Source organism: Streptomyces sp. ID05-39B (genome assembly GCF_033794725.1).
Taxonomy (GTDB): domain Bacteria; phylum Actinomycetota; class Actinomycetes; order Streptomycetales; family Streptomycetaceae; genus Streptomyces; species Streptomyces bobili.
This window is the reverse complement of sequence record NZ_JARGEF010000037.1, coordinates 32,800-45,328: the sequence shown is the minus strand read 5'-3', so window position 1 is coordinate 45,328 and position 12,529 is coordinate 32,800. Positions and strand designations below refer to the sequence as shown.

General features: G+C 67.4%; 10 protein-coding genes. 3 read left to right on the top strand and 7 right to left on the bottom strand.

Features of this window, described 5'->3' with window-relative positions; genetic code table 11:
• The first annotated feature begins 267 nt into the window (after nt 1-267).
• On the top strand, nt 268-2,895 hold the full coding sequence (locus P1P75_RS11590; protein ID WP_319254249.1) for a hypothetical protein: 2,628 nt from the start codon (nt 268-270) through the stop codon (nt 2,893-2,895).
• A gap of 63 nt (nt 2,896-2,958) precedes the next feature.
• On the opposite strand, the gene P1P75_RS11585 is transcribed toward P1P75_RS11590, so the two are convergent.
• The 6 genes from P1P75_RS11585 to P1P75_RS11560 all read right to left on the bottom strand — a co-directional run bounded on the left by P1P75_RS11585 (nt 2,959) and on the right by P1P75_RS11560 (nt 7,054).
• Complete coding sequence (locus tag P1P75_RS11585) at nt 2,959-3,270, bottom strand: hypothetical protein (RefSeq protein WP_319254247.1); 312 nt, start codon at nt 3,268-3,270, stop codon at nt 2,959-2,961.
• Nucleotides 3,271-3,396: 126 nt separating this feature from the next.
• Entirely contained in the window at nt 3,397-3,693 is a 297-nt protein-coding gene (locus tag P1P75_RS11580) for a hypothetical protein (RefSeq protein ID WP_319254245.1), read from the bottom strand.
• Between the two features lie 566 nt (nt 3,694-4,259).
• Nucleotides 4,260-4,973 (bottom strand): ParA family protein, encoded by a 714-nt coding sequence (locus P1P75_RS11575; protein ID WP_319254243.1) that lies wholly within the window; start codon nt 4,971-4,973, stop codon nt 4,260-4,262.
• A 181-nt stretch (nt 4,974-5,154) separates the two neighbouring features.
• The gene (locus P1P75_RS11570) at nt 5,155-5,739 is read right to left on the bottom strand and encodes a helix-turn-helix domain containing protein (RefSeq protein WP_319254241.1); all 585 of its coding nucleotides are present in this window, start codon (nt 5,737-5,739) and stop codon (nt 5,155-5,157) included.
• Nucleotides 5,721-6,365, bottom strand: a complete 645-nt coding sequence (locus P1P75_RS11565; protein WP_319254239.1) for a MarR family transcriptional regulator — start codon at nt 6,363-6,365, stop codon at nt 5,721-5,723. Before P1P75_RS11565 ends, P1P75_RS11570 begins: the two co-directional genes overlap by 19 nt.
• Nucleotides 6,365-7,054, bottom strand: a complete 690-nt coding sequence (locus tag P1P75_RS11560; RefSeq protein WP_319254237.1) for a hypothetical protein — start codon at nt 7,052-7,054, stop codon at nt 6,365-6,367. Before P1P75_RS11560 ends, P1P75_RS11565 begins: the two co-directional genes overlap by 1 nt.
• A 1,035-nt stretch (nt 7,055-8,089) precedes the next feature.
• Between P1P75_RS11560 and P1P75_RS11555 the strand changes: the two genes are divergently transcribed.
• Together P1P75_RS11555 and P1P75_RS11550 are read left to right on the top strand one after the other, a co-directional pair.
• On the top strand, nt 8,090-10,000 hold the full coding sequence (locus P1P75_RS11555; protein WP_319254235.1) for a DUF2075 domain-containing protein: 1,911 nt from the start codon (nt 8,090-8,092) through the stop codon (nt 9,998-10,000).
• A gap of 176 nt (nt 10,001-10,176) precedes the next feature.
• Nucleotides 10,177-12,291, top strand: a complete 2,115-nt coding sequence (locus P1P75_RS11550) for a DUF2075 domain-containing protein (RefSeq protein ID WP_319254251.1) — start codon at nt 10,177-10,179, stop codon at nt 12,289-12,291.
• A gap of 53 nt (nt 12,292-12,344) precedes the next feature.
• Here the strand turns inward: P1P75_RS11550 and P1P75_RS11545 are convergent, their stop codons facing one another.
• Nucleotides 12,345-12,473 (bottom strand): DUF6408 family protein, encoded by a 129-nt coding sequence (locus P1P75_RS11545; RefSeq protein ID WP_319254233.1) that lies wholly within the window; start codon nt 12,471-12,473, stop codon nt 12,345-12,347.
• Nucleotides 12,474-12,529 lie beyond the last annotated feature (56 nt).

The window sequence follows — 12,529 nt, the reverse complement described above, 5'->3', positions numbered from 1 at the left end:
GACGACACTCGGGCCCTCAACCTGCCCAGCCTCAGCCCACAGCACGAAAACGGTCCACCGACTCCGTCGGCGGACCGTCACGCAAGATCGAGGCTAGAGGCGGGACAGACTCATGTCCGCCATGCGCTGAACACTCTCCTTGACGAGTTGTCCCGGCTTGGCCGCGAGAGCATGAGCGCCGCTAGCGCCCATAAAACAGTCAGCTCGTTGCTCGAAGACCCCCGAATTGACGCTGTGCGGCTCATGGGCCTTCTGCAGGAGGAGGGAGTGCTCACACGCGAGCGTCTCCACCTGGGAAGCGGAAGGTCTGGGGAAGGCGTTCGCATCGTCTTCCAGGCCTTCGCTGACTTCCTGCTCTTGAAACGTCGCCTTGCGCTGTCCGACGACCCGCTGAACGACGAAGCGGTCAGACAGTGGCTGACGGAGGAGAGCAGCTGGGGGATCCATGAGGCAGCGACCATCCTGTTCCCCGAGGTCTACGGTGTGGAGCTGCTGGACTTCTTGAGTCTCAGGGTGACCGAGGCGCCCGACGGGCACGAAGACAGGGACGCCTGGAACCAGCACGGGCGCGCCCGCCGGCTCTATGAGGTACTTGTGGAGACCCTGCCGTACCGTGCCTCGGAAGCAATCACTCAGCGGACGATTGACCTGCTAAATGAGGCCCAGCGCTATCTGCGTCGTTCGGACCTCTACGAGGTGCTCTTCGCCCTCGCACCGCAGCCCGACAACCGACTCAACGGCGAGGGACTGCACCGGTATCTCCTTCACCGGAAGATGCCCGAGCGCGACAGCGACTTCGGTATCGCGATGTATCAAGCGCTGTCCGACGCCTCGGGAACGGCAGCCCGACTCGCCCGCTGGGCGGCAGCGGGACCCTATCCCGCCTACGACCCCAAGGTAGTCGAGCTCGCCTGCATCCCCCTGTGCTGGCTCCTGTCTTCTCCGAACCGATTCATGCGGGACTGGACCACCAAAGCCCTGGTGCACCTGCTGCGTGGGCATCTCGACGTCATGCGCGCACTCGTCGAGCGTTTCTGGGCGGTCGACGATCCTTACGTGGTCCAACGTGTAGTCGCGATCGCCTACGGTGCACTCCTGCGCAGCTCCCCTCAACACGCTGATCAGGCAAAACCTCTCGCAGAACTTGTCCACAAGCTGGTCTTCACCCCACCCGTCCGGCCGGACGAGCTGCTCCTCGACGCTGCCCGCGGCATCGTCCGATGGGCCGTAGCGCAGCAGATGTTGCCTGCATCGGCGCTTGATATGTCCCGGCGCCCATACGGGCTGACGGTGCCTGGTCCGCCACCGACGGAGGCGAGGATCAAGGCCAAGTACGGTGGGCGCGAAGGGCAGTCGGCTGACGAGAGCTATTTGTCGATCTATCTCTCACTGATGGGCATGGGCGATTTCGCCCGCTACGTCGTCCAGCCTGGCGTTCATCACTTCTCGCGCTACCGCCTTGGGCAGTCGTATCCCGAACGGCAGCGGCGGGAGCCGCGGTTCATCAAGAGCCGCTGGGAGAAGTTCGTCGCGTCGCTGAGTGAAGAACAGAAGATGACGCTGGCCGACAAGTTGCGCAACCCTGAAGAGCAAGCACTGAGCCGGCTCAAGTCCCTTCTGCGCCGTGCCGAGGATCCGCTGAGCGAAGAGCAGCGAAAGCTCTGGGACGCATCGTTCGTGTATCCCAAGCCGGTGGACAACGACTACCCGGCAGACATTGCGTGCCGTTGGATCTTCCGCCGCACACTCAGTCTCGGCTGGACACCCAAGCTGTTCGGAGACGAAGACCGACGCATCGGCCGTGGGCGCGGTGGAAGAGAAGGACACAAGGCCGAACGCTGGGGCAAGAAGTACCAATGGATGGCCTACCACGAGCTGCTGGCCCGGATTGCGGACAACTACCAGGCATCGCGGCACTTCGGAGATAGCGAGCCCTATGAGGGCTTGCACCAGATCATCGGCGACCGCGAGATCGATCCCAGCCTGCCCCCGATCGACTACCACGCCTTCAACGAAGAAGGCGGCAACGGCGTAACGGCATGGAGCTCGCCGCTGATCAGCATCGAAGCGTGGCCACCAGCCCCCCTCGACTTCAGCCGATACCGCGGAGACATCAGACGGTTCCTGGCCGATGCCGCCTCCGAGCCGACCGTTGCCGACTCCCTGTTCCTGAGTGACCGAGAAGGCCACGACTGGGTGGCACTCGAGAGCTTCCTGAACAAGGTCGATCCGATGGCCGACAAGGGATGGCGTGGCCTGCAGGAGAAGAGCACCATCCACACACTGCTCGTCAAGGCTGATGACGCCAGCGCCCTCCTGAAGGCCCTGCGAGACGAATCACGTCACGATACCCGTGATCTCCTCGACTCACACGGCCACACAGACTGCTGCTATGTCGGCGAAGTAGGCCGTATCGGACCGAACTGCCCGCACCGACACGACACCCTTCGCCGGGTATCGATCGGCGGCAAAGAGATCGAGGTCGTCCCCACCATCGAGGAGTACACCTGGGAAGGCAGCATTCTCGACTGCTCCATTGGCGATACCGCCAATGTTCTCCTGCCTGCGACCTTCATCCAACAGGCCGCGGGATTGACCTTCGATATGCGAGGTCCGGGCTGGCTCGATACTGCGGGCGCACCCGTGTTCACCCACTACGAGGAACCCGGGGATGAAAGCCGGGCGCTTCTGGTGAGGAAGACCTTCCTGCAGAACTTCCTCGTGGAGCACAGTCTTGAGCTGGTTGTGTGGCACTGGTACGAACGAATGCAGCTACGAGACGACTATCACCAAGGCCAACACCCCTATGTCGAATCGAGCGTCATCGCCCGGCTGGGGGCAGACATGAAGATTGGCCAGGGCACCCCGCAGCGGACAGAACGGGACCTGGAGTGATTGGCAGGTCTTCCCTCACCGCGACGTACGGTGCCCCAGTGGCTTCCGCTGTGTAAAGGCTGGTTAAAGGACTTCCGTCCCGGGCGGTTTGAGGTCCGGTGGGTAGCCCTTTGCGTGGAGCCAGGCGTCAAGGGCGAGAGCGACGATGTCACCGTGAGGGATGTCGGTGTCGGCGTTGCACCGGCGGATCCGGCGCTGGAACTGAAGAACTTCAGGGACGGCGTGGTTGAGCTGCCCTCGTTTGGTGTGCCGGTCTGTGATGACGTTCACGGTGTCGGGGTGCGGCGTAAGAGCGTCGTCGGTTGGCTGGAACTCGGCGTCGAGCGCGTCGGCGATTTCCCGCAGTCGGCGGGCGTAGGGGGAGTGATCAGGCACGAGAGCTGCTCCGGTCGGTCCGTCTAGGCGGATAGCTACCCGCCTACTGGGCTATTGGAATAGTCGGCACGAGGGGCGGCCGCACCCCGGCACGGGGCGGCCGCCCTGCGTGCGCTGCAGTCGGGCTCAGAACCCGCGAGCGGTGAGCCACTCGTCCAGCGCGACCGAGACGATGTCGCCCATGGGTAGGTGATCGAGTTCGTTGTCCAGCGCGAAGCGCTTGATCCGCTTCTTGAGCTTCAGCGCGGCGGGGACCGACGAGTCGAGGCTCTCACGCGTGATGATGCGCTGGTTGAGAACGGCGGCGACCTCGGGGATGCCCTTGGGTCGGCCGGGACCGTGCGCGTACGGGGTCCCCTCGCTGGGCGCCTCCTGCGATCGAGTGTCCTGTTCCTGGTGAGCCCCCGGGCCATCGGTCCTCACCGGGAACGCGGTATCGCCTGCGACCGGAGGGACTGAGGGGCGAATGGCCACCTCGGCGGCCGGAGCCGCACCAGTAGCCGCGGACGGCACAGGAGACGGACCATGTTGCGCGACAGGTTCGGCCGGCGTCGTGGGCTGGGCCGCGGGTGTTCCGGCTTCGGCAGCCGGGACCACAGGCGGCACCTGCCGTTCCACCGGCTCCCCACCGGCCCCGGTCCCCGCCTCAGGGGCGACGACGGCCGCGTGAACCGGCTGGCTGGCAGCTGGCTCCGGCACGGGACCGCTCGGCGCCCCGGCAGTCGGCTGGGCGGGGGCCTGCGTCACTTCGGGCACCGCCTCGGTCCGGTCCTGCACCGACCCCTCGGGGTCGGGAACGGTCGAAGGAGCAGGCTGAACCTGCGGCTCGCCCGAAGTGGGACGGCCTTTGCCCTGGGCGGCGGCCTGTTCGGCGGCGTACTGCTCGGGGGTGAGCTCGGCAGCCGGGGGAGGAGGCGGCGGGGTCGCCTTCTTGGCCCCGCCACCGAGGGTGCGACCAGTGCGTCGGCCAGGGGGCTTCATGCGCTCGCTCACGCCGTCAGCTCCTTCATCAGCTCGGCGTACTCGCTCAGCTCGGTCGGGATCTCGCCGAAGGCCTCCATGTAGTGCACCCAGGAGTGGATGGTCGTCTCGGCGAGCGGGAACGGCTCGTCGCGGTCCGGCCCGATGCCTTCTCCCCGGTCGGGGTCGAGGAGCTGGTCCTTTGCCCGGCTGGGCAGGCTGGTGCGGTCGTCGGCCTTGACCATCACGACATGGGCGGTGACGCCGTGGTCGTTGCGGGCGGCGGCGCGCTCGGCCTCGTCGATGGTGGCCACGAGCTTGCGGCGCTCGATTTTGGTGGGGGCGACCGGTACGAGCAGCAGGTTCGCCTCGGTGACAGCCTCGTGGAAGATGCGGGCGCTGCCGCCGCCGGCGTCGACCACGATCGCGCCGAACTCGGCCCGCTTGGTGCGGAGGTACTCGGCGATGTCGTCGAACGGGTAGCGCTCGACGATCAGGTTGGCGGGGATGTCGTAGCCGGCGGCCTGGGCGACCTTGAACCAGTCGTAGGCGGACTGGCTGGTCGCGTCCGCGTCCAGCAGCAGCGTCGGCAGGTCGAGGACGACGGCGTAGTAGAGGGCGATGAACCAGGCTGAAGTGGTCTTGCCGGTGCCGCCCTTGAGCATGCCAACGACGATGACGAAGGCGTCCCAGGGGCTGGCCGTGGCCGCGGCCAGGGCCTTGGTGCGAGTGTTCTCACTCACGGTGCTTGATCTCCTGAATCGGGAAAGGTGTGTTGACGTGCGTGCATCGACCAGAAGGCCGACGCACGGAGGCAGCTGAGTGCGGACAGAGGAGGGGCTCGTGCGGCAGCGCTGGATCCGGGATGGCACGCCATCGGTCCTGCGATCTGCCAGGCCCGGCCGGGGACACCTGCCGGGGCTCTCATGACCGCTTCCTCGGGGTACGGGCCGGGCCGTGGTTGTGCTTGGGCCGCATGCAGGTGCCCGCTTGGTGCAGGAGCCGGTAGACGGTGCCGACGGAGTAGCTGCACTCCGCAGCGAGGTCCGGCACCGTGGCGCCGGCCTCGTACCGCGCCCGCAGGGACAACGCGAGCTTCTTTCGCCGTGCGGCATCGGCCGCGGAGCGGATGCGCAGCGTCTGCTGGGTGGTCCGGGGCGTGCCGCCCGCCTCGATCAGCAGCCGCCGAGCCACACGTCGCGTCACGGACCCAGCCGCAGCCAACTCCGTGAGGGTGGCGCCCTGTTGCTCGTAGAGGCGACGCAGGCGGGCCGCGAGGTTGCGGCGGGCTTGCCCGTCGCGCAGCCTGCGCGTCTGCCACGAGGTGCGCATCACGGTCCCGGCCTCGTGCAGCCGGTTGAGGACCGTGCCGTAGGACAGGCCACTGCTCGCCACGAGTTGGTCCAGGGTGAAACCGGACTCGTACTGCTCCCGCAGTGCTTGCGCGGTGACCTGATCATCGTGATCGGTCGTGGGGCGAGGGGGTGGGTTCACGCTGCGGACTCCCATTCACTGAGGGCTTCGGCATGGGCGGCGGCCAGCTCGTCGTAACTGCGCTGGTCGGCAGGGGTGATGAGGATCAGCCGTCCATCGGTGGCAATCCGCCAGTCGGGAGCGGCACGGCCACTGGCCGGATCGAGGACACAGCCGTCCGGGGCGTGCCACGCGGCGGAAACCTCATCGGGGCGTGGCGCGGGAACCAGCACCTGGCGCCCGTCGCGGACGATCACCACGGCCTTGCTGCGGTGCTCCGACAGCCGCTCCAGTGCTTTCTGGTACGCCGCGCGCTCGGCGGCATGCACCGCCTTGCGCTGCGCCGCACCGCCCGCGGTCCCGTGCCGCGTCGCGACTGCGTCCCAGCCGCGGGCTGGCTCGGCGATCTCTTCGGCCGCAGCCTCCGGAGGGAGGTCGCCGAAGCCCTCCAGGGCGCGAGTAGCTAGGGTCCAGGTCTCACCGCTGTGGTGGACGAGGCCGTGGTCGGCCAGGCGCCGCAAGGTGCGGTAGATGGTGGCGCGGGAAACGGAGGACGAGCCGACAAGCTCGGCGACCGTCTGCGCCGGCCGGGCGTGCAGTGCACTGATGATCACCAGGGCGGCGCTGCCGAGACCGCGGTGGGCGAAGGCGTCGTGGCCCATCAGATGGCCGATGACGGTGGAGTCGAGGTCGGCCGTTGTACCCGTCTCAGAGGTGGGCCACTCCTCAAGTGCCGGGTCGGGGGGTACTGAGTGGTTCGGAAACGAGATTGCGCTACGGGGATGCTGTGGCGGTCGGAGCTGCCTTCGGTGAGATACCAGGTCGAGCCCTCGCGGCCGTGGCCGACTCGCAGACGTTGCAGCCAGCCCTGAGGTTTGAGGACGGTCTCGTAGACGGCCCGGAGGGTGGTGCGGGATATCCCCGCTTCCTCCGCGGTCTGCCGCTCGCTGGCGTGGTGTAGGGGACCGCCCGCGATCTCGGCGAAGTTCAGATGCGCCCGCAGGACCCGCAGCGCGGTCCGCCCACGTTCCCCACGCCAGGGCGTCGTCTCGATGCGGTCGCGCAGCGCGGCGAGAACCTCGTACGCGTGGTGCCGCGATCCCAGCATCGTTGTGCTGCTGACCGCGGCCGAGGCGCTGGCCCACACCCGACCGATGTACGCCAGGGCACGTGACTGCCCGGACCGCAGCGCGATGCTCCGAGCGTGCCGCCCGCCCTCGTGCTCGGGATGCAGCAACAGCTGTGTCAGCTCGTCGACGGTGCCGTCGGCGCGAGCGACATGGCAGGCGATGGCCGCCGTGATCCGGTGCCCGTGTTCGGCCACGCCCTGACGGGTATCGCGCAGGGACACGGTCCGGCCGTCGGAGGCGAGCTTGCTGTAACTGCCCGCCGCATAGCGGCCGGTGAGGTCTCCGAGCAGAATGAGATCGGCTGCAGCCGAAGGCAGCTGGTGAAGACCCAGTCGCTCGCCTGGGTGAAATGGCCGTCGGAGAGAACCTGTCTGGTAGGTGCTGTGTGGCACTGTGGAGCCGTCCCGCAAGGACAGAGACGCCACCCAGGCCCGCTAAAACCACGGGTGGTGTCCGGTACCGACCTCCAATCGGTGCCAGCGATGCCTCCAGGATGGCCATCCTGGAGGCATTCGTATGCCTGGCTCCGATGCCGGAGGTAGACGTCCCCATCGCGGCTCGACCGAGGTCGATTCCGGGTGCTGTCAGCGGGTTCACAGCCCGATCAACGCCGTCTGACCTGGACCGACTCGGACCAAAACAGAGGGCGATTGCCTCTGACTGGCTCCGAGCAGCTCGGTTCGAATCGGGGTCGAATCAGAGCGATTTCCTCTGACTGCCTCCGGTCGCCTCTGCAACCCGACCTAGCAGGTCACAACCGATACGCCCCACGAAGCCGCAGGTCAGAAAGGTGCGTCAGGAATACCCGGCGTACAGCCCGACTCGTCTGCCGTCCGGTCCCTGACTCCTTGGGGCGGGCGCCGTGCGTGGGTTCGACCACGTGAAGTAGGCGTCCGATGCCCAGGTCGGGCGGTGCAGGGGACGACGGGGTCCTGGTCGCCGTCGCGTCGGCCGGGCTCGCTCGCGGCCCGTAAGCCCGACACCGGCCGCAACCGCTGGGATGACGCGGACGCTACCAAGCTCGACTGTGGCGGCGGCAGAGGACCCAGGTCAGGCGCTCCGGCATCCGGACATCGGGAATCCGGACACGGCGTCCGCTGACGCCACTGGCGACCACCCGTACGACTGGGAGGACCGCCAGGTACCCTCAGACACATCGTCAACGCGGCCCGACGGGCTTCCGTTCCACTCCGGTGGAGCCTCGAAGGACATGCCCCCACCCGCACGAGTCTCTTCGTGCTGCCTGGGGGAAGTCCTTGCTGTTCCGCGCGTCCGCGAAAACGGTCGCAGTCATGGCACTCGACGGTTCGCTGTTCCTTCACCTCACCGACCGGTTCGTCCACATGCACGGCTATCGGCCCGGCGCCTCGGAGGTGCGCTCCTGGGAACGCAGCATCCCCATCCTGGCCGCCGCACTCAACGACGCCGGCCTGGGGGACGTGGAGGTCATGCTGGAGTACGCGCTCCCGCTGAACAGCAAGCGTGCCGACGCCGTCCTCGCCGGAGTGCACCCGGTCACGGGGGACCCGTCGTACGTCGTGGTGGAGCTGAAGCAGTGGAGCCAGGCGCTGCCACACGAGGACGACCCCACCCTGTGCCATCTCGACGCGTACGCCCACCCCGTGCTCAATCCGATCGAGCAGGTGCGGCGATACTGCGACTACCTGGTCAACTTCAACGGCGCGGTGGCCGAGCACGGCAGGCGGATCCAGGGAGTGGCCTTCCTGCACAACGCCACCGAGTCCGGGACGGCGGGACTGCGGGAGATCGAGTGTGACGCGCGGGGTTTGCTCTTCACCGGGGAGCGCCGTGGCGCGTTCCTGGACCACCTGCGGTCGAAGCTGAGCGACAAGCAGTCCGGCGTCCGGGCGGCGGACGAACTGCTCGCGGGCGCCACCGTGCCGTCGAAGCAGTTGATGTCCGTGGCTGCCCAGGAGGTGCGGGAGCGACAGCAGTTCGTCCTCCTCGACGAGCAGCAGGTCGCCTACCGCCTGGTGCTCAACGCGGTGGAGCGGGCGAAGCGCGCCGACCACAAGGAAGTCGTCATCGTCACCGGCGGCCCCGGCACCGGGAAGAGCGTGATCGCGCTCCAACTGCTCGGCGAGCTCTACCGGAGGGGCGTGGCCGCGGTCCACGCGACCGGTTCGCAGTCGTTCACCAAGACGATGCGCAAGGTGGCCGGCTCCCGGAAACGGGAAGTCCAGGATCTCTTCAAGTACTTCAACAGCTTCATGACCACGGAGAAGAACAGCCTGGGTGCTCTGATCTGTGACGAGGCGCACCGCATCCGGGAGACCTCCGCGAACCGCTACACCAGCGCGGCCCTGCGGACCGGCAGGGCACAGATCGACGAACTCATCGACGTCGCCCACGTACCGGTCTTCTTCCTCGACGAGCACCAAGTGGTGCGTCCCGGTGAGATGGGCACCGTGGACGACATCCGTGAGGCCGCGTCCAGACGGGGCATCGACTGTCATGTCGTCCCCCTGGAAAGCCAGTTCCGCTGCGGCGGCAGCGACGCCTACCTGCGCTGGGTGGTCCGGCTTCTTGGCCTCGCGCCCGGCGGGCCGGTCGTGTGGGAGCCCGACGACCGCATGCAGTTGCTGGTCGCGGACAGCCCTGAAGAACTGGAGGCGTTCCTCGACGCCCGCCGCGCCGAGAAATACGGTGCCCGGATGTCCGCAGGCTACTGCTGGCGTTGGTCCCCCGAGCCCAAGCCCGGCGATCCACTGCCCCCCGACGTCGTCATCGGGGGCTGGGCCCGTCCATGGAACCTGCGTGGAGACCGGTCGGTCTCCGGCGCGCCCCCGTCCGCGCTGTGGGCCACCGACCCCGCGGGCTTCGGGCAGATCGGCTGCGTCTACACCGCTCAGGGGTTCGAGTACGACTGGTCCGGCGTCATCATCGGCCCAGACCTGGTCTGGAGAGGCGACCGTTGGGTCACCGACCGCACCGCCTCCAAGGACCCGGTGTTCAAGAAGGCCACACCGGACACCGATGTGGACCGTCTCATCCGGAACACGTACAAGGTGCTGCTGACGCGGGGCATGGTCGGCACGATCGTGTACTCAACCGATCCGGAGACCCGGGAGAAGCTGCGGGAACTGGTGTCCAGCCGGCCGGAGTCACGGCCTGCCGCGATCGAGGAGCCCCCTCTGCGGCGGTGAGTACCTGATATTCGGCCATGATGCCGGTGCTTCCAGCCGACCGACGTGTCATATGCGTCGGGAGAGTGGTCACTTCCCTAAGATCCCAGGCGTCATTGCGGCCCGACGGGCTTCCCACGTGGACATGCCCCCATCCGCACGAGTCACTCGTGCCCTGGGGGATCCACCTCGTGTCCATGCTCCTGCTGAAACTGGCAGCGCGGGATCTGCTGAACCTGAACTCAAGACGCCGTATGGTGCCCCACCTCGCCGCGAGATGGAAGCACTTCCTCAGCACCGACGCTTCGTTGACCGAACGGTCCGCCTGGGCGGAGAGCCTGGTGCATCTTGCCGAAGATCTGGTCGCCGCCGACCGGGGGAACGTCGAGATGGTCGTCGAGTGCGCGGCCACACTCGACGAGGCCGACCGCCCCGGGGACCCGCGGCTCATAGACGTCGTCCTCGTGGGTCATCATCCCGAGGAGAACGGGCTGTCCGTCCAACTTGTCGAGCTGAAGCGGTGGTCGACGGTGACCCGGGTGGAGCGAGCCACCGCGGAACTGGTCCATGTCCCCGGCATGGGGGAGAAGAAGCATCCCGCGCTGCAACTGCGCGAATACTACGAGGCGTTCACGGGTGACAGAGGCCCGCTGCACGGACTGGACTACGAGTGCGGCGGCTTCGCCTATCTGCACAACGCCACCGACGCCGCAGTGCTCCCACTGGTCGGCGTGGACGCGCCGACCGGTTCCTACGCCCGTGTCTACACCAGGGACAGCCGTACCCAACTGCTGTCGGACCTGCGGAGCAGCTTCGCCGACGACGGTGCCGACTCGGCGGCCGAGATCCTGTTACGGAGCATGGGCCTGCGCAACACCCCGTTGCTCGACGCCATGATCCGCTCCAGCGGCGAGGACACGGTCTTCACCCTGCGCGGCCGTCAGAAGAAGGTCGCGGACCAGATCCTCGACACGGCCGCCAAGGTGCTTCCCGATCCCCGGCGGCCCGCGCTCCTTCCCGACGAACGACGGGTGGTTTTCCTCGTCACGGGTGGTGCCGGTACGGGCAAGAGCGCCATCGGCCTCCAGCTCAAGGCCGAACTGGAGGCGGAGGGCCGCACGGTCAAGTACGCGAGCGGTAGCAGGGCTTTCAACGGCGCCCTGCAGGAGCATGTCGGCTTCGGCGACCGGGAGTTCAAGGAGACCTTCACCTACTTCAGCAACTTCGTCACCCCGCCCGACCCGCCGCTGGACGTGCTGATCTGCGACGAGGCCCACCGCCTGCGCGACCGCTCCACCAACCGCTTCTGGAAACCCGAGGACTGGGGCACCAAGCCTCAGGTGGACGAGCTCCTCGACGCCTCCCGGTTGACGGTGTTCTTCCTCGACGAGGGGCAGTCCGTACGCCCGCAGGAGGTCGGCACCGCCGCTCTCGTGGAGGAAGCAGCACGGCGCTACGACGCCCATCTGGTCCGTAGCTGCCTGCGGGAGCAGTTCCGGTGCGGTGGCAGCGACGCCTACATCCGCTGGGTGCGTGGCGCGCTGGCGGTGTCCGACGCGGAACCGGAGTTGTGGACCCCGGACGGGCTGATGCACGTCGAGGTCGTGGACAGCCCGGAGGAACTCGAGCGGATCATCCGTTCCGAGGCCGGGGCGGGAGCGTCAGCGCGCATGGTCGCCGGATACTGCTGGCCCTGGACGAAACCCCTGGGCAAGGAGAAGCGTCTTGAGCCCGACGTCCGGATCGGTGACTGGCACCGGCCGTGGAACGCGGACAGCGACTCCTTCTGCGAGAACAAGACCGTCCCGCCTTCCAAGATCTGGTCCGTGCACGAGAACGGCCTCGGTCAGATCGGCTGTGTGTACACCGCGCAGGGCCTGGAGTGGGACTGGTGCGGTGTGATCATGGGCGAGGACATGGTGCGCCGGGGCGACCGTTGGGTGTTCCGCCGGGGCAAGGAGAGGGTGGACAAGGAGGCCGGCGTCAAGCGGGTAGCCGTTCCCGGGTCGTTCGATCCCAAGGTGAAGCCGAAGAGTGTGGACGATGACGAGTTCGCCCGCCTCGTCCGGCACGCGTACCACGTGCTGATGACCCGGGCGAGCCGGGCGACCGTGCTCTACTCCACGGACGAGGAGACCCGGGACTACCTGAAGGGGCTCGTCGGCGATGTCCAGATCCACGATCTGCGACCCACCTGGGAGAACCTGCCGGAGCAGGCGCGACAGCCGCACCTGCCCCGCCCCGGCCGAGGACGGCGCCGCCGCAGGAAGCGCCAGAAGGACACCCCGCCCGGAGAGCTGCGTCTCTTCTGACGCGGGGACGAGCACGTGGAGTGGCGGGCTCTTCCGGGCCCGCCACCTGCCGGTCAGAAGACCAGGCGTGCTGCCGCGGCCAGGGCCGTCATCAACAAGTTGATGACGACGCCCACCGTGACGTCGACCAGAATCTGACGAATCCGGTCACGACGTGCAAGCTTGTACTCAACGGGGTTCATGGGTTTCCACTCCTGAGCGTGAGCTGGGAATGGCAGGGATCGCCCTACCGGGCATC

Coding starts and splice junctions, on each gene's coding strand:
- P1P75_RS11570 (WP_319254241.1), bottom strand. CDS start 5,739: ATGGGAGTCCGCAGCGTGAACCCACCCCCTCGCCCCACGACCGATCAC.
- P1P75_RS11565 (WP_319254239.1), bottom strand. CDS start 6,365: ATGGGCCACGACGCCTTCGCCCACCGCGGTCTCGGCAGCGCCGCCCTG.
- P1P75_RS11550 (WP_319254251.1), top strand. CDS start 10,177: ATGCTCCTGCTGAAACTGGCAGCGCGGGATCTGCTGAACCTGAACTCA.
- P1P75_RS11545 (WP_319254233.1), bottom strand. CDS start 12,473: ATGAACCCCGTTGAGTACAAGCTTGCACGTCGTGACCGGATTCGTCAG.